General features: G+C 57.5%; 21 protein-coding genes. 19 read left to right on the top strand and 2 right to left on the bottom strand.

The genetic code is table 11. From position 1 onward, the window contains the following. Window positions 1-99 precede the first annotated feature (99 nt). The 3 genes from AH68_RS06210 (at window position 100) to glnA (ending at window position 4,238) form a co-directional block, all read left to right on the top strand. A complete protein-coding gene (locus AH68_RS06210; protein WP_039198587.1) occupies window positions 100-1,581 on the top strand; it encodes an FAD-dependent oxidoreductase in 1,482 nt (493 codons plus the stop codon). Window positions 1,582-1,685: 104 nt separating this feature from the next. After that, a complete protein-coding gene (locus tag AH68_RS06205) occupies window positions 1,686-2,468 on the top strand; it encodes a DUF4191 domain-containing protein (RefSeq protein ID WP_039198584.1) in 783 nt (260 codons plus the stop codon). A gap of 333 nt (window positions 2,469-2,801) precedes the next feature. Continuing rightward, window positions 2,802-4,238, top strand: coding sequence for a type I glutamate--ammonia ligase (gene glnA, locus AH68_RS06200; protein ID WP_004222400.1), 1,437 nt, complete (start codon window positions 2,802-2,804; stop codon window positions 4,236-4,238). A 599-nt stretch (window positions 4,239-4,837) separates the two neighbouring features. On the opposite strand, the gene AH68_RS06195 is transcribed toward glnA, so the two are convergent. Then, window positions 4,838-5,431: a uracil-DNA glycosylase family protein gene (locus AH68_RS06195; RefSeq protein WP_039198582.1), complete on the bottom strand. Its 594-nt coding sequence runs from the start codon at window positions 5,429-5,431 to the stop codon at window positions 4,838-4,840. Window positions 5,432-5,728: 297 nt separating this feature from the next. Between AH68_RS06195 and AH68_RS11265 the strand changes: the two genes are divergently transcribed. Then, window positions 5,729-6,073: an adenine-specific methyltransferase EcoRI family protein gene (locus tag AH68_RS11265; protein WP_081995896.1), complete on the top strand. Its 345-nt coding sequence runs from the start codon at window positions 5,729-5,731 to the stop codon at window positions 6,071-6,073. On the opposite strand, the gene AH68_RS06185 is transcribed toward AH68_RS11265, so the two are convergent. Next, window positions 6,051-6,593, bottom strand: a complete 543-nt coding sequence (locus AH68_RS06185) for an LOG family protein (RefSeq protein ID WP_039198577.1) — start codon at window positions 6,591-6,593, stop codon at window positions 6,051-6,053. The genes AH68_RS11265 and AH68_RS06185 overlap by 23 nt on opposite strands. A 278-nt stretch (window positions 6,594-6,871) precedes the next feature. On the opposite strand from AH68_RS06185, the gene AH68_RS10755 reads away from it, so the two are divergent. The 15 genes from AH68_RS10755 to AH68_RS06115 all read left to right on the top strand — a co-directional run bounded on the left by AH68_RS10755 (window position 6,872) and on the right by AH68_RS06115 (window position 23,102). Continuing rightward, on the top strand, window positions 6,872-7,162 hold the full coding sequence (locus tag AH68_RS10755; RefSeq protein ID WP_158332984.1) for a hypothetical protein: 291 nt from the start codon (window positions 6,872-6,874) through the stop codon (window positions 7,160-7,162). 75 nt (window positions 7,163-7,237) lie between these two features. Further along, window positions 7,238-8,110: a TrmH family RNA methyltransferase gene (locus AH68_RS06175; protein WP_039198571.1), complete on the top strand. Its 873-nt coding sequence runs from the start codon at window positions 7,238-7,240 to the stop codon at window positions 8,108-8,110. 65 nt (window positions 8,111-8,175) lie between these two features. Further along, window positions 8,176-9,243 carry a phenylalanine--tRNA ligase subunit alpha gene (gene pheS / locus AH68_RS06170; protein WP_004222372.1) on the top strand — a complete coding sequence of 356 codons (1,068 nt, stop codon included), beginning with the start codon at window positions 8,176-8,178 and terminating at the stop codon, window positions 9,241-9,243. A 7-nt stretch (window positions 9,244-9,250) separates the two neighbouring features. Continuing rightward, window positions 9,251-11,860, top strand: coding sequence for a phenylalanine--tRNA ligase subunit beta (gene pheT, locus AH68_RS06165; protein ID WP_144245712.1), 2,610 nt, complete (start codon window positions 9,251-9,253; stop codon window positions 11,858-11,860). Window positions 11,861-11,884: 24 nt separating this feature from the next. Further along, window positions 11,885-12,619, top strand: coding sequence for a DUF4190 domain-containing protein (locus AH68_RS06160; RefSeq protein WP_081995895.1), 735 nt, complete (start codon window positions 11,885-11,887; stop codon window positions 12,617-12,619). 144 nt (window positions 12,620-12,763) lie between these two features. Further along, entirely contained in the window at window positions 12,764-13,858 is a 1,095-nt protein-coding gene (gene argC / locus AH68_RS06155; RefSeq protein ID WP_039198567.1) for an N-acetyl-gamma-glutamyl-phosphate reductase, read from the top strand. After that, window positions 13,855-15,027, top strand: a complete 1,173-nt coding sequence (gene argJ, locus AH68_RS06150) for a bifunctional glutamate N-acetyltransferase/amino-acid acetyltransferase ArgJ (protein WP_039198565.1) — start codon at window positions 13,855-13,857, stop codon at window positions 15,025-15,027. The genes argC and argJ overlap by 4 nt, the downstream gene beginning before the upstream one ends. 10 nt (window positions 15,028-15,037) lie before the next feature. Further along, window positions 15,038-15,994, top strand: a complete 957-nt coding sequence (argB, locus tag AH68_RS06145) for an acetylglutamate kinase (protein ID WP_003834622.1) — start codon at window positions 15,038-15,040, stop codon at window positions 15,992-15,994. Beyond that, entirely contained in the window at window positions 15,984-17,279 is a 1,296-nt protein-coding gene (locus tag AH68_RS06140) for an acetylornithine transaminase (RefSeq protein WP_039198563.1), read from the top strand. Before argB ends, AH68_RS06140 begins: the two co-directional genes overlap by 11 nt. 50 nt (window positions 17,280-17,329) lie before the next feature. Next, window positions 17,330-18,298 carry an ornithine carbamoyltransferase gene (gene argF / locus AH68_RS06135; RefSeq protein WP_039198561.1) on the top strand — a complete coding sequence of 323 codons (969 nt, stop codon included), beginning with the start codon at window positions 17,330-17,332 and terminating at the stop codon, window positions 18,296-18,298. Further along, a complete protein-coding gene (gene argR, locus AH68_RS06130; RefSeq protein ID WP_039198558.1) occupies window positions 18,298-18,813 on the top strand; it encodes an arginine repressor in 516 nt (171 codons plus the stop codon). The genes argF and argR overlap by 1 nt, the downstream gene beginning before the upstream one ends. A 77-nt stretch (window positions 18,814-18,890) precedes the next feature. Further along, a complete protein-coding gene (locus AH68_RS06125) occupies window positions 18,891-20,147 on the top strand; it encodes an argininosuccinate synthase (RefSeq protein ID WP_003810287.1) in 1,257 nt (418 codons plus the stop codon). 108 nt (window positions 20,148-20,255) lie between these two features. Then, on the top strand, window positions 20,256-21,743 hold the full coding sequence (gene argH / locus AH68_RS06120) for an argininosuccinate lyase (RefSeq protein ID WP_022244997.1): 1,488 nt from the start codon (window positions 20,256-20,258) through the stop codon (window positions 21,741-21,743). 33 nt (window positions 21,744-21,776) lie between these two features. Beyond that, a complete protein-coding gene (locus tag AH68_RS10335; RefSeq protein ID WP_022244998.1) occupies window positions 21,777-22,286 on the top strand; it encodes an HD domain-containing protein in 510 nt (169 codons plus the stop codon). Between the two features lie 12 nt (window positions 22,287-22,298). Next, window positions 22,299-23,102 carry a putative ABC transporter permease gene (locus AH68_RS06115; RefSeq protein WP_039198554.1) on the top strand — a complete coding sequence of 268 codons (804 nt, stop codon included), beginning with the start codon at window positions 22,299-22,301 and terminating at the stop codon, window positions 23,100-23,102. The last annotated feature ends 69 nt before the right edge of the window (window positions 23,103-23,171 follow it).

Below are 23,171 nucleotides of genomic sequence, written 5' to 3'. Positions count from 1 at the left end.
GGGAATCGCGGCCATCGTTTTTTCAAGTCGTCGGCGAAAACCGGCGGCTTTTCCATTACCATGGAACCAGTTATAACGCACGAATCAACGAGGACAGGCATGACTGAACTGCATTTCGACATCGTCATCATCGGAGCGGGACCGGGCGGATATTCCACGGCACTACGCGCTGCCCAACTTGGCAAAACGGTGGCATTGGTCGAACGCGACGACACGTTGGGAGGCACTTGCCTCAATCGCGGGTGCATTCCATCGAAGGCGTTGCTGACGGCCGCGCATAGTGTGGAGAACGTACGTCAGGCGGAGCGTATGGGCATCAATGTAGCGTTGCAGAGCATTGACTTCGGCAGGTTGCGTGACTTCCGTATGTCCACGGTGGAGACGATGACGAAGGGATTGGCGGGATTGCTGTCGCACCGTGGCGTCACCGTGTTCCGTGGCGAGGCACAGCTGAAAAATGGTCATGAGGTGCATGTTGCGCCGGCCTTGGGAGAGACGCAGGTTCTGCGTTCCATCAAGGCGGGAGTAGGGGAACCTGTAGGATCGAAACTTACGATCGCAGGCGGCGATATTGTTCTCGCGACCGGTTCGCGCCCGCTGCCGTTGCCTGACGATCCGTTTTCCGGAGCGTTGATTGATTCGACGCAGGCTCTGGAATTGGACGCGTTCCCATCCAGCGCGGTGATTATCGGCGCTGGCGCGGTGGCGTTGGAATTCGCATCATTGTGGAACGCGTCGGGATGCGAGGTGACCTTGCTCATTCGCAAGGACCGCGTGCTGTCGTCTTGGGAGAGGCGGGCTTCGATGACGTTGACTCGTGAGCTCAAACGCCGTGGCGTGGATGTGGTGGCGCGCACGTCGGTGAGTCATGTGGACACCGGAGCGAACTTGGGTGCTACCGTGCACTACAGGCAGGGTGATGACGTTGAGGAGCGCACCGCGTATGGCGAAGTGGTGCTTGCTGCCATCGGCCGCATGCCGAACACCGATGCCGACTGGTTCGCATCCAACGGCATCGCATTGGATGAACGTGGCTATGTTCTGACCGATGCGTACGGGCGCACGAACGTGGAAGGCGTATGGGCTTTGGGAGATATCACGCCGGGGCATGCCTTGGCGCACCGTGCGTTCGAGCAGGGTATCACCATCGCCGAAACCATCGCGGGACTTGATCCCAAACCTGTCATCGACGAAACCGTGCCGCAAGTCGTGTTTTCCTTCCCCGAGGCGGCAAGCGTCGGGCTTACGCTCGGCGAGGCGAAATCATGTGACACCATTGTCGATCCGCAGGAAACCGCATATCCGATGCTGTCCAACTCGCGTATGCTCATGAGTGGGGAGGGCGGATCCATGACCATCGTCAGCGGTGCGATGGCTGACGCTCCCGACGTTCCTCTTGTGCTTGGCGTGCACATCGTCAGTCCGATAGCCAGCGATCTGATCGCGGAAGCCGAACAGCTGGTCGGTAACCATGTACCGCTTGCCGATGCGGCAAGGCTCATTCACCCGCATCCTACGTTCAGCGAATCGTTCGGAGAGGCGCTGCTCAAAGCGGATGGCAGGCCTTTGCACACCCGATAATTCTCGTCAATAAAGGGGAAACAGCGGAAATCATGCGATATGGCATGGTTCCTGATAAACTACCGTTCCAGTGTGAGTAACCGCATAGCTAAGTGAGGAAGTCGATGGCAGACAAAGAAGAGCCAAAGAAGAAGCAGAGCACCATCAAACAGATCATTCAGATCTTCAAGTACACCCATGCCGAAGACAAGACTCTTCCGTGGCTGTGCGGAGCCGTGTTCATGGCACCGATCATCGTGTTCGTGGTACTTGGCATCGTATTCAAGTGGTCGGTGATCGGATGGATCACATCTATGATCCTGGCCGTCATGCTTGGTCTGCTGTTCGCCACCATGATGCTCACCAACCGTGCCGACAAGGTTGGATACGCCAAGCTTGAAGGTCGTCAGGGTGCCGCCATCAGCGTGCTCGGCAACATCAACAAGGCTGGCTTCAACTTCCCGCAGGAACCGGTGTGGGTTGATCCGAAGACCAAGGACGCCATCTGGCGCGGTACCGGCTACAACGGTATTTATCTGTTGGGCGAAGGCGAATACGGCCGTGTCAAGCGTGCCATGGATCGTCAGGAACAGAACATCAAGGGCGTGACCGCCGGATCCGATATTCCCGTCTACCGCATCTACGTCGGTCAGGGTAAGAACCAGACGAGCCTGAAGAACCTGCGTAAGACCGTGCTCAACTGCAAGAGCTACCTGCCGACCCACCACAAGAACAAGCTGGTGGCCGCCATCCATCCGAAGAGCCGTTTCATACTCACCAAAACTGAGTTGAGCGTTCTCAACGAGCGTCTGCGCACTCTGCAGATGAAGAATGGTATGGGCATTCCGAAGGGTGTCGACCCGATGCATCCGCAGCGTGTCAGCCGTCGTGCCATGCGCGGCCGCTGATGCTTGGGATTGACAATTCGGTATAACGTGCAGGAACCTCGATTGATATGCAATCGAGGTTCTTTTTTATCTCATCGTTTCATGAGCCTGCGTAAGGGTATTGCTTGGAAAAGAACTGGCGTTGCGGACGGTGCGACGACACGAATGTCCACAAATTGAACGGTTTTGCGCAAGCGAATATGAGCGTTCGTAACAATTGAACCCCAGTTTTCCGCGAAATCATCCTTGGAATATGTCATCACGAAACATTCTCGTAACCCAAGTGGCGAGTGAGCGAAACGCACGTTCCTAGACTAAGAGCCTGTAAGTTACTTATTCGAAAGGAGCGGTCCCGTGACTGCACTTGAAACCAAGGCTGATGCTGAGGCCCTTATCAACAAGGAAGGCATCGAGTATGTCTCCGTTCGCTTCACTGATCTGATCGGTGTTCAGCAGCACTTCACCGTGCCGGCAAGCGAATTCCTGAAGGACGCCTTCACCGATGGCATGCCGTTCGATGGTTCCTCCGTGGAAGGCTTCCAGGCCATCAACGAGTCCGATATGAAGTTGGTGCCGGATGTTTCCACCGCATTCGTCGATCCGTTCCGTAAGCACAAGACCCTCGACGTGGCCTTCTCCATCGTTGACCCGCTGACCGACGAGCCGTACTCCCGCGATCCGCGTCAGGTTGCAGGCAAGGCCGAGGCCTACCTGAAGTCCACCGGCATCGCCGACACCGCTTCCTTCGCTCCGGAAGCCGAGTTCTTCATCTTCGACAAGGTGCGCTTCGAGAACAGCATGCAGCGCTCCTTCTACGAGGTTGACTCCATCGAAGCTCCGTGGAACTCCGGCGTCGACACCGAAGATGACGGCACTCCGAACATCGCATTCAAGAACCGCGTCAAGCGCGGCTACTTCCCGGTCCCGCCGATCGACCACACTCAGGATCTGCGCGATGACATGGTCGCCAATCTGCAGAAGGTCGGCCTGATCCTCGAGCGTTCCCATCACGAGGTCGCCGGCGCTGGCCAGCAGGAGATCAACTACCGCTTCAACTCCCTGCAGCACGCAGGCGATGACTTGATGAAGTACAAGTACGTCGTTCACGAGACCGCCGCTCTGGCAGGTAAGGCTGCAACCTTCATGCCGAAGCCGATCGCAGGCGACAACGGTACTGGCATGCACTGCCACCAGTCCCTGTGGAAGGACGGCAAGCCGCTGTTCTACGATGAGAAGAACTACGGTGGTCTGTCCGACCTCGCCCGCTGGTACATCGGCGGCCTGATCAAGCACTCCTCCTCCGTGCTTGCCTTCACCAACCCGTCCCTGAACTCCTATCACCGTCTGGTTCCGGGCTTCGAAGCGCCGGTCAATCTGGTGTACTCCGCACGCAACCGTTCCGCCGCTATCCGTATTCCGCTGGCCGGCACTTCCCCGGCTGCAAAGCGCATCGAGTTCCGCGCTCCGGATCCGTCCTGCAACCCGTTCCTCGCCTTCTCCGCACAGCTGATGGCAGGCTTGGATGGCATCCTGAACCACATCGAACCGCCGGAGCCGGTCGACAAGGATCTGTACGAGCTGCCGCCGGAAGAGCACGCAGGCATCAAGCAGGTTCCGAGCTCCCTGGCCGAGGCCATGGATGCCCTTGAGGAAGATCACGACTTCCTCACTGCAGGCGACGTCTTCACCGACGACCTGATCGAAACCTGGATTGGCATCAAGCGTGGCGAAATCGACCAGGCTCGCTTGGCTCCGACTCCGCTGGAGTATGAGCTGTACTTCCACATCTGATTTTTGATCGGATGCGCTGAGTCTAAGTGACGTTGGAACGCCCCGAACCATGGACAGTCATGGTTCGGGGCGTTCTCGTTTTCTTGAAAAAGACCTGTCGAATAAAAACGACCTGACTGAGCCGCCTATGCCTTGTGCATGGCGATAATATGCTCTATCTCGGCAAGATTCGAAGCGAAATAGATACCATGCTGGCGTTCCCCCGTGGAGAAGCCATCGTCGATCATGCATCATCCACTGGAACACCAAGCGACGCTAGACACGACTCGGTGGACACACCCCGGAGGAATTCCGGAGAGCGTCCACCGTGGTCTGAGCCTGTATCCTAATAAACAGCGTCCAACAATCGGGGCGCAGTTCATGCCGGGCACCAGAAGACTGACGAGGTCATAGCCATAGTCATTCGCGAACGCTCTCGCCTCCTCGGCGTCGCGGCATCTGCTTCTCCTCCCGAGCGGCGCCCCCAGGAGCATCCTGTTCTGGTCGCGGAGCCACGCCTTCCAATAGCACGCGCGGCAGACGGGAGGCTCGTCCTTCTCTGCATGAATGAACCTCCTTGTATGGCTGGAAGTTATCGTCACAGATGATTTCGTAACCACTTACCTCTGTTCAAGCGCCGCGTTGACCTGTGCCTTGAGTGCAGGCAAGGTCTCGGCCTCGAACCAAGGATTCCTGCTCATCCATAGCTGGTTGCGCGGCGACGGATGCACCAAAGGGAAGAATCCCCGGCCGAGATAGGCGTCATAATCGCGCACCACGGTTGTAATGCTGTCCGAATTCTTGAGATGCAGGTACCTGCGGACGGCATACGCGCCTACAAGCACAGTGAGCCGAACATTGGGCATGAGCGCCAAGAGTGCAGGATGCCACTGCTCGGCGAATCCCTTGCGCGGCGGTAGATCGCCCGACCTGCCATGTCCCGGAAAATAAAAGTCCATGGGGAGAAGCGCCACCCGCTCAGGATTATAAAACGTCTCGCGAGAAACACCCAGCCAATCGCGTAGACGCTCTCCTGACTTGTCGTTCCAGGGGATGCGCGTCTCTTCCGCCACCGAGCCTGGTGCCTGCCCGATGATCACGATGCGAGCGCCAGCCCCGACGGAGTAGAGCGGATCGATGCCGCGCTTGGTGTAGTCTGCATTCGCCCCATCAGCCTTTATGGCATTAAAAATCGCAAGGAAATCCTTGTCCATGTCGAAACCATCTCCTTGGCGACATGCGCCGTTCATGCATAGTGATTACTCGTTTCCCACAAATATACCTTGCCTTTGCACTGCAAGGTATATCGTAGGGATTATTCTCATGTAGTAATTTTTGTCTTTCTTCCAGAGCGAATAGGCGGAGAATAGGAACACGCCGCCGAGGAAAATGTACAGCAGGACAAACGAGATGTTCATGGTGCCGACCATTTTCGAACTTGGTCTCAAGAGGGTGATGTTGACGAAACACGGGCGGCGGCTCATGCGAAACGGTTTCTCGTATTAGGCGCTGTGCATGCGGCGAAGACGGATGCGGTACTCTCATTATTCGTATCAGGGCGGATACGGTTCGGTTATGCGACGGGGGAGATGCTGTTTACGCATGACGGACGTGGGGACAGGTTGGGCAACTGTCTCTGGTATACGAATCTACCGGTCTTGAAACCCGGGCTGGAACCGACTGGCACGGTGGCGGGTCTGCGGCGGTTTGATCTGGTGGATGCGTTGTGCGTGGGCCGGTTGGAGGATATTCCGGCCGACTATGAGGGTCGTTTGGGCATTCCCGTTTTCTTTGAAAAAGACCTGTCGAATAAAAACGACCTGACTGAGCCGCCTATGCCTTGTGCATGGCGATAATATGCTCTATCTCGGCAAGATTCGAAGCGAAATAGATACCATGCTGGCGTTCCCGTGTGGAAAAACCGTCATCGATCATGCGTTGCAGCAACGTCTTCATATCATCGTAGAAACCGTTGAGATTATAGAAAATGCAAGGCTGCGTCAACTGGTCAAGACAGACTTTCGACACGACCTCGCTGATCTCCTCCAACGTTCCCGTGCCGCCTGGGAAGGCGATGAACGCGTCGCCAAGCTCGATCATGCGCGTGCGCCGTTCGGTGATGTTCGGCACGATGGCGAGCTGGGTCAGATTCTTATGCGCGACGCCCTTGTCCACGAACATCTGCGCTTCGATGCCGGTCACCTCGCCGCCATGCTCAAGCACCGTGTCGGCGACGACCGCCATCAGCCCCTCGTCGGAACCGCCATACACCAAACGGTGCCCGTTCTCGGCAATCCATATGGCCAGTTCCACCACGGCCTGCTTGTATACGGGGTTGTTGCCTTCGTGAGCTCCTAAATACACCGTGACGTTCATGCTTGTACCTCCAACATTCATGGGATGATGTCGCACGCCCAACCGCAATCAGACAATAATCAGATAATCAGTGTAACGAACTGATGCTCGCAAACCAATCGAAAGTGGCGAAAAACACTCGCAAGCTGTGCATGTCTTTCATGGATGTGCAAAAGCACCGTACTCGACCTGCCAAATTCATGACATGTCGCATACGGGGCAAGGTGAAGAGGTAGCGATCCTGCTGCGCCAGATCGCTGCCGTTGCACAATACTTTTCCCTCCGTGGGATTGGTAAGCTTGGAAATCAGCGATCATAGTGGTTTTGCCAGCGTCGGAAGGTCCGGTGATGGCATGTACCTTGTCGGCATGGAAGTCATGGTTGATGTTCCGCAATACACGTTTGCCGCCCTGTTGTGGTTGGGGCGGGGCATCGTCCTGTGCGTTGCCGGGCTGCTGCGAATCCGGGGAATTGTTATCGGTATTGGAATCCTGCGAGCCGGCAGAGTCGTTGAAATCATTTGCCTGACCCTGTATATCGCGACCGAACTGCGCCCTCTGGCTGGTCCGCTGCGATTGAAGCTGGAATGAATCTGAAAGTTTTCTGAATTAAAAATGCGACATGGACGGGGTATTCATTGCGGCAATGGTGTTAGGCTAACGCGTATGCCTATAAAATCCGAAGTCATTGCGAATCCCAAGTCGGAGCGCGTTCGCCGTGTGTCCGAACTCGTCGATCGAAAAGGGCGGAAACGGTCCGGCCGTTTCATGGTAGAAGGTCCGCAGTCGGTGCGTGAGCTGCTGGCGTGGCATCCGGGGATTGTCGAGGATCTCTACGTTGAGGTCGAGTCGGCACAGCCCGATGCCTCGTTTGCGACACCTGTCGTCGCGCAGATGGCGGGCAAGGCCATGCAGGCCGGCGCGTATGTGCACAAGGTCACTCATGCGGTGATGCACCGTATGAGCGCCGATGCGCAAGGCGTGCTTGCTGTAGCGGACATGCAAGCTTTCCTTGATGCATCCGCCGCTCCAAGTGATTTTGACGAACACGCGATGGTCGCCGCGTTTTGGCAGGTCCGAGATCCCGGTAACGCCGGAACCGTGATCCGTTCCGCCGATGCAGCCGGTTGCTCCACTGTGGTATTGGTAGACGACTGCGTGGACGTGTTCAATCCGAAAGTGATCCGCTCCACCGCGGGATCACTGTTCCACCTTCCGATTCTGACCATGGGAACGGACGACTTCTTCGCATGGTGCGATACTCACGAGTTGGCAGTGTATGCAGCCGATGTATACGGTACGGATTCCCGACAGCCGGAATCCTTGACGGATGTAATCGCCGCGCCGGAAACGCTTGCCGGAGCCAAAGCCGTGTTGTTCGGCAATGAGGCGCGCGGATTGACCAGGGAAGTTTTGGAACGAACCGATAGGATCGTGTCCATACCGCTCTATGGCAAAGCGGAATCCTTGAACCTCGGCACCAGTTCGGCGGTAATGCTGCTGAGCTTGGCTATGTCGAGTCATGTTGAAAGAATGTAAAGTCGGAAAACGTTGAAATTGCGCGTTTTTCGCGTAAAACAAACGGGAAATGAGAAAGGTATCTCGTGGCAGAAGGTGCGGTATTCGACGCCCAAGCGGTAACCGATGCGGTTGCCGAGGGCATCGCGAAAATCGAAAACGCCTCCAGCATGGAGGAATTAAAAGCCATCAAGACGCAGTACGCCGGAGCGGAATCCGCGATGACGCAGGCAAGCAAGGCCATCGGCGCGCTGCCGAAGGACCAGAAGAAAGACGCCGGCAAGATCATGGGCAAGCTGCGCGCCGACTTCGGTCGTGCGTATGGAACCAAGGAACAGCAGGTCAAGGCCGAGGAAGAGGCCCGTGCGCTTGCCGCCGAAACCGTGGACATGACCCTTCCGGTCAATCGCAAGCCGCTTGGCGCGCGCCATCCGTTGCCGAAGCTGATGGAGGATGTCGAAGACTTCTTCATCTCCATGGGCTGGCAGATCTCCGACGGTCCTGAAGTGGAAACCGAATGGTACGACTTCGACGCGCTGAACTTCGGCCCCGATCATCCGGCACGTCAGATGCAGGATACCTTCTACGTCAAGGGCAATCAGGCCAAGGACGCCGCAGGCTTCGTCGGATCCAACATGGTGCTGCGCACCCAGACCTCCTCCGATCAGGTGCGTGGTCTGCTCACCCGTGGCGTGCCGCTGTACATCGCATGCCCAGGCCGTGTGTTCCGCACCGATGAGCTCGACGCCACCCATACGCCGGTGTTCCACCAGGTGGAGGCTCTTGCGGTCGACAAGCATCTGACCATGGCCGATCTGAAGGGCGTGCTCGATAAGCTTGCCGTGGCCATGTTCGGTCCGGAAGCCAAGACCCGTCTGCGCCCGAGCTATTTCCCGTTCACCGAGCCGAGCGCCGAACTCGACCTGTGGTTCCCCGATAAGAAGGGTGGCGCAGGCTGGCTTGAATGGGGCGGCTGCGGCATGGTCAACCCGAACGTGCTGAAGTCCGCAGGCCTCGATCCCGAGGTCTACACTGGCTTCGCCTTCGGCGTCGGCGTGGAGCGTACCCTGCTGCTGCGCCATGACATCAACGACATGCACGACCTGGTCGAAGGCGACGTGCGATTCAGCGAACAGTTTGTGATGGGGGAGTGATTGACCCATGCCAATGGTTGACATTGATTGGCTCAAGGACCACGTCGAGGTTCCGGAAGGCCTTACGTACGAACAGCTTGCCAAGGATCTGGTGAAGGTCGGTCTCGAAGAGGAAGAGATTCACACCTCCCAGCTGGTTGGTCCGATCGTCGTCGGCTACGTGGTCGATGCCACTCCGGAACCGCAGAAGAACGGCAAGATCATCAACTGGTGCCATGTCGACGTCGGTGACGAATACAACGAAACCGATGAGAACGGCAACAAGGTGCCGCGCGGCATCATCTGCGGCGCTCCGAACATGGCCGCAGGCGAGAAGGTCGTCGTGACGCTTCCCGGCGCTGTGCTTCCGGGCGATTTTAAGATCGAGCCGCGCAAGACCTACGGTCATATCTCCAACGGAATGTGCGCTTCCGAGCGTGAGCTTGGTTTGGGCGATAACCATGATGGAATCATCCTGTTGCGTAAGTACGGCTTCACCCCGGAAGAGTATGAGAAGCTCCAGCCGGGCGACGACGCCATGCACCTGCTGCACTTGGATGAGCCGCTGCTGGAGATCAACATCACTCCGGATCGCGGCTACGCGTTCTCATACCGTGGCGTGTCTCGCGAATACCATCATTCCACCGGTGCCGCCTACACTGATCCTGCTGTCGCTCTGAATGAGAAGGCGCCGATCACTAAGGGTCTGCCGGAAGGCACCAAGACCGATATCGAAGTGATCGTCGACGACAATAATCCGATTCACGGTGTGGTTGGATGCGATCGCTATTACGCTCGCGCGGTCAAGGGCTTCGATCCGGCCAGCCATACGCCGAACTGGATGCGTCGCCGTCTGGCCCGTGCAGGCATGCGTTCCATCTCCTTGGCTGTAGACATCACCAACTATGTGATGCTCGACTTGGGACAGCCGATGCACGCCTACGATCTGGATAAGATCGAAGGACCGATTGTGGTGCGCCGCGCCAATGAGGGTGAGAAACTCACCACACTGGATGGCAAGGACCATGATCTGAGCGTCGAAGATCTGCTGATCACCGATTCCCCGAACGGTGAGCGCGGTTCCCGTGTGCTCGGCATCGCCGGCGTCATGGGTGGTCTGTACGGCGAGGTTACCGCTGAGACCAAGAACATCCTGCTGGAATCCGCGCACTTCGATCAGGTGTCGATCGCGCGTTCCGCACGCCGTCACAAGATTCCGTCTGAAGCCTCCCGTCGTTTCGAACGCGGTGTGGACGACCAGCTGCAGCCGGCAGCCGCCCAGATGGCGGCCGAACTGATGGTTAAGTACGGCAATGGCGAGCCGAGCGAGCACCCGACCGACTTCAATACCGTCTCTAACCGCCGTCCGATCCTGTTCAAAGCTTCGGAAGTGGCTCGTGTGGCCGGACTTGATACGGACGTGAACACCATCAGCGACATTCTTACCGATATCGGTTGCTCTGTCGCAGGAGGCGGCAACGGCGAGTTTTCCGTGGTGCCTCCGAGTTGGCGCCCCGACTTGAACGAGCCGTGCGATCTGGTTGAGGAAGTGGCACGTCTTGTCGGATATGACGAGATTCCCGTCACCGTGCCGCCGGCACCGGTCGAAGGCAGGGTCGGTCTGACTGCTGAGCAGCTGCGTAAGCGTCAGGTTGCCGATGAACTTGCCGAATACGGCATGGTGGAAACGTTGAGCTATCCATTCGTCGGCGATGAGGATTACAAGAACTTCGCGTTGGACGCCGCTGAGACGAAGAACATCAGCGTGGAGATCGCCAACCCGCTCGCCGGTGATCGTCCGTTCCTGCGTCGTGACATTATTCCAACGCTGGCACAGACCGTTCAGCGCAATCTGCGTCGCGGCGTGGAGAATGTGTCGCTGTATGAGATCGGCCACGTGTATCTGTGGGATCCGAACGCTCCGGCGATTCCGGCGCTGCCGGGTGCCGTCAAGCCGACGGACGAGCAGCTTGCCGCGCTTGATGCCGGTCTTCCGGATCAGCCGATGCATGTCGCTGGCATTCTGACCGGAAACGCCGTTGACTCCGGTTGGCTGGGCGACCGCCGCGCAGTGGATTGGTCTGATGCCGTTGAGGCGGTGCAGCGCATCTCCGACCGTATTGGTGCAGCTCTCACGCTGGATCAGCCGAAGGCTGGAGATGTGCCGGCGCAATGGCATCCGGGTCGTGCGGCCCGCGTGATGGCTGGTGACGTATTCGTCGGCATGGTCGGCGAGCTTCACCCGCACATCAACGAGGCGTTGGGCTTCCCGGCCCATTCCGCGGCCTTTGAATTGGATTTGACCGCGCTGTTCGCCACGTTGAGTGGCAAGCCGGTGCAGGCCAAGCCGATCTCCACCTTCCCGCCGGTCAAGCAGGACCTGGCTTTCACGGTGTCCACCGACGTTACGGCCGCTGAACTCAGGCAAGTCGTCGTCGAAGCCGCCGGAGACAGTCTTGAAAGTATTGAACTGTTCGATGTGTACACCGGCGATCAGCTGGGCGAAGGCGAAAAGTCCTTGGCCTACGCGGTCACGTTCCGCGCTCCGGATAAGACTCTCGCTTCCGAAGACAGCGAAGCCATCCGCAAGCGTATTGTGGATGAAGCGTCCAAACTGGGTGCGCAGCTGCGCGCCTGATCCCGACCTTCCCAAGAACAGAGGATGATTATGAACGAACCGGAACCGTATCAGCCGAACAACACCGACGAGCGTCAGGAGACGGCTGATGCTGCTCCGGTTTCGTCATCTTCTGATGGCGCTGCGCCTTCACAGCCGGAGTATGGTCAAATCAGCCAACCCGAATATGGCGCGATGAGCAGCCAGCTGCCAGCTGGCTACGATCCATACGTGTACGGTGCGCCTGAACCTGAACCTGAACCGCAACCTGCGGATTCCGTCCAGCAGCAGAATGTGCAATACCAAACGGGGCAATACCCTCCAAATAGGCAACAGCCGATGCCCCCATACAATGCGAACGGACAACAGAATCCATACGGTGCTAATCCGTACGGGCCAAATCCGTGTGATCCGAACCAATATCCGCAACGGGGCAATATGCCCTATCTGCCGAATCTGGATCTCAACGATCCCCGACAGAACCCCGCATACGGCCATTGGGATGCCTATGCGATCATGTCCCTCGTGTTTGCCGTGCTGATGCCGGTGCCAGTCCTTCCCGCGTTGGTCGGCGCGATTTCGATGTGGCGTACCAAGAAACTCCATATGAAAGGGCATGGCTTGGCTCTCGCCGCGGTGATCATCAACGTGCTGTACACCTTGGCCGTGATTTGGTTGGCGATGCATGGGCTTTCTGTTGCTGACCTGTATAACGAGATGTTGCAGAATGTGCTTGGCGGTGCAGGGTCAGAGCAAGGAAGTGAGTCGATCACCGCCTGACTCGGCGTGTTTCCTGGCCTTTTAATATCGTCATGGTCGCGCAATGACCACTATGCGACACGAAATGAATGCATAATTATGCAATGTAGTGCATAAAGTGTATGCTGAATGTGTTTTCAGTGAGTTAATGAAAAGAGACGTGACATGGCCAAATACACAGTAGCCGTGGCCGGCGCGACCGGATATGCAGGAGGCGAGGCCCTCCGCATCCTCGCGGCCCATCCATATTTCGAAGTGACGTGCGTGGCCGGGCATTCATCCGTTGGGGACAAGCTTGGCAGGCATATGCCGCATATTCCGCAACTTGCCGACCTTGTGGTGGAAGACACCACTCCGGAAGTTCTTAATGGGCATGATGTCATTATTCTTGCCCTGCCTCATGGGGCATCCGGCGCATTGGCTTCGCAGCTTGATCCGAATGCCGTTGTGGTGGACTTGGGGGCCGACCATAGGCTTGAGGAAAAAACCGCATGGGATGAGTTCTACGGCGGTGACTTCTATGAGCACTGGACTTACGGTATGCCTGAGCTCATTACCGGCGTTGCGGCAGACGGCTCCTACATCAGGCAGCGCGAATCTCTTGCCGGAACCAAATGCATCGCGGGACCGGGGTGCAATGTGACCGCCACTACGCTGGCGCTCCAGCCAGGTGTGGCCCAAGGACTTGTCGAACCGACCGACATTGTGGCTGACTTGGTGGTCGGCTATTCTGGAGCCGGCAAGAATCTGAAGCGTACCAACCTGTTGGCCGCAGAGGCCTTCGGATCCGCGTTGCCGTATTCAGTGGGAGGCACGCATCGCCATATTCCAGAGATTTTGCAGAATCTCGCCCATGCGGCAGGCAAGAACGCTTCCAATGCAAGTGAATTCACGTTGGGATTCACTCCGATTCTCGCTCCGATGGCCCGAGGCATTCTCGCTACGGTTTCAGCCAAACTCACCGATAAGGCTTTGACGATGACGGACGAGCAGATCAGGCAAGTTTGGCTTGATGCTTACAAGGACCAGGATTTCATGGTGGTTCTTCCGGAAGGCGTGATGCCGGCCACCGGAAATATCATCGGATCGAATGCCGCCCATATACAAGTGGTGGTTGATCATAAGGCCGGACGTCTGCTGGCGTTCGCGGCCATCGATAATCTCAACCGCGGTACGGCAGGACAGGCCGTGCAGTCGCTGAACGTGGCGCTGGGACTTCCCGAAGATGCAGGATTGACGAAGATTGGAGTGGCACCGTGAGTGTAACGTTTGCGCAAGGTTTTTCCGCAGCCGGCGTGGAAGCCGGTATTTCCGCAGTCGAAGGCAAGAAGGATCTGGCTCTTGTAGTCAATAACGGTCCGCTGGATGCGGCTGCTGGAGTGTTCACTTCGAACCGTTTCTGCGCGGCTCCCGTGCAGTGGACGCGCAAGATTGTGGCCGACGGTCATGTGAAAGCCGTCATCCTTAATTCCGGAGGTGCAAACGCATGCACTGGCCAGCCGGGATATGAGCAGTCCAAGGCTACGGCCCAAAAGATCGCGGCGCTTGTAGGTGTCAAAGACAGCGATATCGCGGTCTGCTCCACGGGTCTGATCGGTGAGCTTCTGCCTCTTGACCATGTGCTTTCTGGCGCAGGCAAAGCGTTCGCGGCCCTTGCCGATACCGCTCAGGCCGGTGCGGATGCGTCCCATGCCATCATGACCACCGACACCAAGCCGAAAACCGTTGAGCTGGAAGGCTCCAACGGCTTCCGTATCGGGGGCATGGTCAAGGGGTCGGGCATGATTGCCCCGCAGTTGGCCACCATGCTGTGCGTCATCACCACGGATGCCGTGGTGAGCGCCGGTCAGTTGCAGGCGGCGTTGAATGCTGGAGTGGAAATGTCGTTCAACCGAATCGATGTGGACGGATGCATGTCTACTAACGATACGGTGCTCCTGCTCGCATCCGGCGCTTCGGGCATCGAACCCGATCCGGACGAATTCAACGATCTTGTGGCGCAGGCCACGGCGTCTCTGGCACGCCAAATCATCGGCGATGGCGAAGGCGCGAGCCACGATATCCGTGTCAAGGTGATCGGAGCCACCACGGAGGATGCGGCGCTTGCCTGCGGTCGTGCGGTGGCCGCGTCCAACCTGCTCAAATGCGCCATTTCCGGCAACGACCCGAATTGGGGACGTATCGTCAGCTCGTTGGGCACCGTGCCATCGGAAATCGCGCCATACGATTCCAATAAAGTCACGGTTGATGTCAATGGTGTGCGTATCTGTGAGAATGGCGGAGCCGGACGCGACCGATCCGAAGTCGATATGACTCCGCGCGAGGTGCACATCGACATTGATTTGCATGCGGGGAATGCGGAAGCAACCGTCTGGACCGACGATTTGACCCACGAATACGTACACATTAATGCAGACTACGAAAGCTGATTGAACGGTAATGACCAAGGAACTCAAAGGACCTGGATTCCATTTTGATGTGCATACCGATTTGCGCGCCGACCAAAAGGCGGAAGTGCTGATCGAGGCCCTGCCATGGCTTGAGGAATTCGCCGGACAGCGCATCGTCATCAAATATGGCGGCAATGCGATGATCGACGATCATCTCAAGGCCTGTTTCGCTGAAGATATGGTGTTTCTGCGACAAGTCGGCTTGCATCCGGTTGTAGTGCATGGCGGAGGTCCGCAGATTTCTCACATGCTTAAGGCTTTGGGTATTAAGTCGGAATTCAAGGGAGGCCTGAGGGTCACCACGCCGGAGGCCATGGAAGTGGTGCGTATGGTTTTGACGGGCAAGGTTTCCCGTGAACTTGTCGGATTGATCAATGCCCATGGTCCGTTCGCAGTCGGTCTTTCCGGCGAGGATGGTGCGCTCTTTTCCGCCATGCAGCGCAAGCCGATTATAAATGGCTCTCCAACCGATATTGGTTTGGTCGGCGACGTGGTGAGCGTCGACGCATCCGCGGTTGAGGATCTGATCAATGCCGGCCGCATTCCTGTTGTTTCCTCGGTGGCTCCAAATGAGGATGATGCTACCGAAGTGTTGAATGTGAACGCCGATTCCGCGGCTGCGGCGCTTGCGGCCGCCCTCGGAGCCAGCAAGCTGGTCGTGTTGACTGATGTTGATGGCTTGTACGCCGATTGGCCGGACAGGGACTCTCTGATCGGACGCATCGGCGTGGAGAACCTACGCGATATGCTGCCGGATTTGGAAAGCGGCATGCGCCCCAAGATGGAGGCCTGCGTCAGGGCCATCGACGGAGGAGTGCCGCGCGCCCACATCATCGACGGACGCAAGCCGCATTCCATCCTGAATGAGATTTTCACCACAGACGGCATTGGAACCATGGTCGTTCCCGAAGACGGTATTGAAATGAGGAGCTCGTATGGTAACTGAACGGTTGGAAAACCTTGGTAGTGAGGACGCCAAGTGGCTGGGGGAGTACTCCCAGGTGCACATGAACGTGTTCGGCACGCCTCTGCGCGTTATGGACCATGGCAAAGGCGCGCATATCTGGGACGTCGATGGCAATGAATACCTCGACTTCCTTGCGGGCATCGCGGTGAACGCGCTCGGCTACGCCCACCCGAAATGGGTGAAGGCCGTCAGCGAGCAAGCTGCCAAAGCCGCCCATGTGAGCAACTACTTCGCCACGGAGCCGCAGATCAAACTGGCGTCGAAGCTCATTGAGCTTGCAGGCGCTCCCGAGGGATCTCATGTGTATTTCGGCAACTCCGGAGCGGAAGGCAACGAGGCAGCACTGAAACTCGCCAAACTGTATGGCCGCACCTTGCCGGGCGCATCGCCTGCCATTGGTGGAAAGCCGGCACGTATCATCGCCATGACCCACGGCTTCCATGGGCGTACCATGGGCGCGCTGTCCGCAACGTGGAAGCCCGCCATCCGAGAAGCGTTCGAGCCGCTGGTTCCCAATATCGAATTTGTCGAAGCTAGTGACGAGGCCGCATTGCATGACGCGTTTGCCGAAACCGGTCCCGGCAAATATGGCAAGGGTCCTGTCGCCGCCGTCATCATGGAGCTGATTCAAGGTGAGGCCGGCGTGCGCCCGCTTGGTGCCGACTACGTGAAGAAGGCCCGTCAGATGTGCGACGACAACAATGCGTTGCTCATCATCGATGAGGTCCAGACAGGCATCGGGCGCACCGGATCCTGGTTCGCATTCCAGCGTGAGGATCTTGCGGGCGGAGTGGTTCCGGATATCGTAACCTTCGCCAAGGGCGTTGCAGGCGGTTTCCCGATGGGTGGCATGATCTCCTTCGGCGCCAAGCTTTCCGCGCTGTTCACCCCAGGATCCCACGGCTCCACCTTTGCGGGCAATCCTCTCGGAGCGGCCGCCGCGATGGCCACGTTGGAAACCATTGAGGAAGACGGCCTTGTGTCCAACGCCGAGGCGCGTGGCCAGCAATTGCGTGACGGCATCATGGCTTGCGGCAATCCGCTCTTTGTCTCCGTGCGCGGGCGTGGCTTGCTCGATGCGGTCGAACTTGCCCATCCATGCGCGCATGCGGCGATGAATTGGGTGTTGGAGCACGGTTTGATCGTCAACGCGGTGGCGCCGGATGCGCTTCGTCTTGTCCCTCCGTTGGTGGTGACCGAACAGGATATTGATCAGGCCATCTCCATTCTCGCGAAGATCCCCACTGATCTTCCCAACGACTGAACATAGCCGTCAATCACAACGAACAGGAAATCTTTTGAAAGGAGCCAACAATGGCAACTCCTGAATTGCGCCACATGTTGCGCGATGACGATCTCAACCATGAAGAGCAGAAGCAGGTTCTCGAACTTGCCATCAAATTTCATAATGACCGTTTCTACCATCAGCCGTTCGCTGGCCCGCAGGGCATTGCGGTGATCTTCGATAAGCCGAGCACTCGAACCCGTTCCAGTTTCTCCATTGGCGTTGCCGAACTGGGCGGCTATCCGCTGGTCATCGACAAGTCCGGATCCCAGCTGGGCCGTGGCGAACCGGTGGCAGACACCGCACGTGTGCTTGACCGCATGGCCTATGGTGTGGTGTGGCGCACCTTCGGCCAGGATCGTGTGGAGGAAATGGCGAAGTATTCCACCCATCCGGTGGTGAACGCTTTGACCGATGAATTCCACCCTTGCCAGATTCTTGCCGACTTCCAGACCATCGCCGAGCATCGTGGGGGCGTCGACAATCTGAAGAACCAGACCATCGCCTACCTCGGTGACGCGGCCAACAACATGTCGAACTCCTACCTTCTCGGCGGCGCCGTGGCCGGCATGAACGTACGCGTTGCAGGTCCGAACGGCTATCTGCCGGATCCGCAGATCGTTGCCGATGCCGAAGCCATCGCATCCGAAACCGGCGGTTCCGTGCTGGTGACTACGGACCCGAAGGAAGCGGTCGCCGGCGCCGACTGCGTGTTCACCGACACGTGGGTTTCCATGGGCGAAGAAGCGGAATACTCCATCCGTTCCAAGCCGTTCTGGGATTATCAGGTGAACGCCGAGCTCATGTCTTACGCCAAGGAAGATGCCATCTTCCAGCATTGCCTGCCTGCATACCGTGGCAAGGAGGTCACCGCCGAAGTCATCGACGGACCACAGTCCGTGGTTTGGGATGAGGCCGGTAACCGTCTGCATGCGCAGAAGGCGCTGCTGACTTGGCTTGCCGGCAAGGCCCGCGGCGATGAAAGCCTGCTGGCCTGATGACGGACCAAACGCCTGCGCTGCAACGCCCCGCCACGCGGGCCGCTCGATTGAGCGCCATCGAGCAGGCGTTGCTGACGCGCATCGTCACCTCGCAATCGCAATTGTCGCAGATTCTCGCGAATCAGGGCATCGAAGTGACCCAGGCCACCTTGAGCCGCGATCTCGACGAGATCCATGCCACCAAAACCCGTTTGGCTGACGGAACCGTGGCCTATGCGCTGGGCAAACAGCCGGAAGAAGCCGCATCGGCCAATCCTGATGCAAAAACGGAACAGCAGATGAACCGTGTGCTTTCCGGATTGGTCACTTCGGTCGCTGCGGCCAGGAATCTGGTGGTGGTCCACACGCCGTCTGGCGCGGCTCAGTATGTGGCAAGTGTGATTGACAAGCAGCCCATCGACGGAGTGCTCGGCACCATTGCCGGGGACGATACCGTCATGGTGATCTGCGCCGATGACGATTATGCGAAACAGCGTGCGCAATGGCTGTTGGACGTCGTGTCCAAAGGCTGAATAGCCGTATAGTGGACACGACGCACCGTATATGCATAAATATACAGAGTATTGCATATGCTAATGAATAACGTTTGATGTTAGAAAGGGAAACCATGAGCGATCAAAATCGTCTCGTTCTGGCGTACTCCGGTGGTCTGGATACCTCCGTCGCCATTTCATATCTGAAGGAACGCACCGGCAAGGATGTCGTGGCCGTGTCCCTCGACGTCGGCCAGGGTGGCGAAAGCCTCGAAACCATCAAGCAGCGCGCGCTTGCCTGCGGTGCCGTTGAAGCGTATGTGGTAGACGCCCGCGACGAGTTCGCCAATGAGTACTGCATGAAGGCGCTGAAGGCCAACGCCCTATATGAGGGTGTGTATCCGCTGGTTTCCGCCATTTCCCGCCCGCTCATCTCCAAGCATCTTGTGCGCGCCGCCCACCAGTTCGGCGCCGACACCATCTCCCATGGCTGCACCGGCAAGGGCAACGACCAGGTCCGTTTCGAGGTGTCCATCTCCTCCATCGACCCGACGCTGAAGGCCATCAGCCCGATCCGTGATCTGTCGCTGACGCGCGACGTCGAGATCGCATTCGCTAAGGAGCACAAGCTTCCGATCGTGCAGACCGAGAAGAGCCCGTTCTCCATCGACCAGAACGTGTGGGGCCGCGCCATCGAAACCGGATTCCTTGAGGATCCGTGGAATGGCCCGACCAAGGACTGCTACTCTTACACCGACGATCCGGCTTTCCCGCCGGTCGAAGATGAGGTCGTCATCGAATTCAAGCAGGGCATCCCTGTCAAGATCGACGGTCACGACGTTACTCCGCTGCAGGCCATCGAAGAGATGAACCGTCGCGCAGGCGCACAGGGCATCGGACGTATCGATCTGATCGAGGATCGTCTGGTCGGCATCAAGTCCCGCGAGCTGTACGAGGCTCCGGGCGCTATCGCACTGATCACCGCCCACCAGGAACTCGAAAACTGCTGTCTCGAACGCGAGCAGCATCGCATCAAGCGTGATATCGACAAGCGCTGGGCCGAACTCGTCTACGATGCGCAGTGGTTCTCCCCGGCGACGCAGTCCCTGAACGCCTTCATCGAAGATACCCAGAAGTATGTTTCCGGCGAAATCCGCATGATTCTGCATGGTGGCCGCGCCGTCGTGACCGGTCGTCGTTCCGACACCTCGCTGTATGACTACAATCTGGCCACCTACGATTCCGGCGACAGCTTCGATCAGAAGTCGTCCAACGGCTTCATCGACATCTACGGTCTGCCGAGCCGTGTGGCCGCAGCCCGCGACGTCAAGTTCGGCAATGGAATCGAGGTTCCGGAAAACAGCGTCGAGTAAGCGGGTTTTACACCGAATCGTCTCGATAATGGGGGAGAGCGTACCGTTAGGACCATCCTGACTGGTATTCTCTCCCTCAGTCATATCTGCAAGGAGAATGAAGTAACAATGACCGAGAGCACAACCAATGGTGAACACCTCGCCCTGTGGGGCGGCCGTTTCAAGTCCGGCCCGTCTCCGGAACTCGCGCGACTGAGCAAGTCCACCCAATTCGATTGGCGTCTTGCCGACGACGACATCGCAGGCTCACGCGCCCATGCCCGTGCGCTCGGACGCGCGGGACTGTTGACCGCCGATGAGCTGCAGCGCATGGAAGATGCTCTCGACGAGCTGCAGCGTCGTGTGGATTCCGGTGCGTTTGCTCCAATCGAAGACGATGAGGACGAAGCCACCGCATTGGAACGTGGACTGCTGCAGATTGCCGGAGACGAACTTGGAGGCAAGCTCCGCGCCGGCCGTTCCCGCAACGACCAGATCGCTGCACTGATTCGCATGTGGCTCCGTCGCCACAGCCGCGTCATCGCCAAAATGTTGCTCGGCCTCGCCGCGACACTGACCGAACAGGCCGAAAAGGCTGGACGCACCGTCATGCCGGGCCGCACCCACATGCAGCACGCCCAGCCGGTATTGCTCGCACACCAGCTGATGGCTCACGTGTGGCCGCTGCTGCGCGATGTGGAACGTCTTGCCGATTGGGACAAGCGCATCGACGCAAGCCCGTATGGTTCCGGTGCCCTCGCCGGCAACACCCTTGGCTTGGAGCCGGTGGCCGTGGCCCGCGAACTTGGTTTCTCCAAGGTGACCGCGAACTCCATCGACGGTACCGCCAGCCGTGATCTGGTCGCCGAATTCGCATTCATTGCGGCCATGGCAGGTGTCGACATCAGTCGGCTGTCTGAAGAAATCATCATCTGGAACACCCAGGAATTCGCGTTCGTGCGCCTTGACGACGCTTATTCCACTGGATCGTCCATCATGCCGCAGAAGAAAAACCCGGATATCGCGGAACTCGCACGAGGCAAGTCCGGCCGTCTCATTGGCGATCTGGCCGGTTTGCTCACCACGCTGAAGGGCCTGCCCACCGCTTATGCGCGTGATCTTCAGGAAGACAAGGAAGCCGTATTCGATCAGGTCGACACGCTGGAAGTGCTCCTTCCCGCGTTCACCGGCATGGTCGGCACCATGGTCTTCAACAAGGAACGCCTCGAAGCAGAAGCCCCGACCGGTTTCGCCCTCGCCACCGACATCGCCGAATGGCTCGTCAAGAACGGAGTGCCGTTCCGCCATGCGCATGAGCTTTCCGGCGCATGCGTGAAGATCGCCGAAGACCGCGGCCAGGAACTGTGGGACCTGACTGACGATGACTTTGTCGAGGTCTTCAAGGAATTCCTTCCGGCCGACAAGGCGCCTGAAGTGCGCGAAGTGCTGTCCACCGAAGGTTCGGTTTCCGCCCGCAATGGCAAGGGAGGTACGTCTCCGCTGCGTGTGCGCGAGCAGATCGTTTCCGCGAAAACCGCCATCGAACAGCTGCGTGCCTTCGCAAACTCCGTCAGTGATGGCCCGGCATACAAGACGCCGGAATCATTGCTTAAGTAACCACAGCAACAATACATAAACAAAGGCAAAGCGGTGCCACTGACACGAACGCAGATACAGCAGCTTGTTCGGCTTCACGGCCAGGAAATACTATGCCATGAGCATATGCAGATCGAAAGAGTCTGTTACCAGCATGGCGTGGTCACCACGTTTGCGCATTCCATTCGTGTGGCCTGTCTGACCGTATGGATTGCAGACAGGTTGCACTTATGGCATAGGGTGGATTTGCATTCGTTGATTCGCGCCGCTCTGCTGCATGATTATTTTCTATACGACTGGCATGCTCATGATGGTGGCCGGCATCGTATGCATGGTTTCACCCATGGTGGCACCGCCATGCGCAATGCCATGCGTGATTTCCATCTCAATAGAGTGGAACGTGACAGCATTGAGAACCATATGTTTCCTTTGACACCGATACCGCCTCGGTATCTTGAAGGGTATTTGGTGACTATCGCAGATAAGATCAGCGCCACACGGGAGACGTTCAGCTTTGACCGCTTCTATAAGACGAAAACCAATACGTGCATAAGTGGAAAGTGACGGCTCAAAGGCATGCTCCTGTTGGAATACCTGTTCTTATGGTTTCTGTTCTATTCATTTGCCGGATGGGTATACGAGTCGATTCTTGTGTCCGTTTCGGAACGTCGTTTGGTGAATCGTGGTTTCCTGAATGGTCCCGTCTGTCCGATCTACGGTTGTGGAGCCGTTCTTGCGATTATGCTGCTGCATGATCTGCATAATCCCTTCGCTGTTTTTCTCATCTCCTCGATTGGCGCATGCATACTTGAATACATCACGTCATGGGGCATGGAAAAGCTATTCCACGCGCGGTGGTGGGATTACAGTCATCTCCGATTCAACGTTCAAGGGCGCATTTGTTTGCTTGGAGCGGTGGTGTTCGGTCTGCTGGGTGTGCTCATCACCGATGTGATACAGCCTGAAGTGAATCGTGTCACACGGATGATTCCTTTGCCGGCGGTGCATTGGATGTGTGTGATTTTCATGGCGCTTATCGTCGCGGATACCATTATCACAGTGTTTGGCATCATCGATTTGGCCGATAATCTTGCGAAGTTCAGTGAAACCGTGCAGGCATATGCGGAGAAGGCCGGCGATTCTCTGCAATGGGGCAAGGACGTTTTCCGAGACAAATTCCGTGACAAGGTACAAGACAAGGTTCAGGACTGGTCGGACTCTTCGCAGGAGATTCTTGCCAGTATGCAGGCCACTGCCGCATCTATCCTGAACAAGCAGCAGCGTCGTATGATCAACGCATTCCCACGCCTGCGTTTCACGGATTCCATCAAATACAGCAAGATCATCGAAACTCTGCACGAAATGCTGCGTCGCAAATAATCGCGCAATAAGCAACGACATGAAATTGCCTGCCGCTCGAAAGAACGACAGGCGATTTCCATTATTGTT

It is taken from the genome of Bifidobacterium catenulatum PV20-2 (assembly GCF_000800455.1).
GTDB lineage: Bacteria > Actinomycetota > Actinomycetes > Actinomycetales > Bifidobacteriaceae > Bifidobacterium > Bifidobacterium kashiwanohense_A.
The sequence above is the reverse complement of the archived record's forward strand: the minus strand, read 5'-3'. Positions and strand labels throughout refer to the sequence as shown.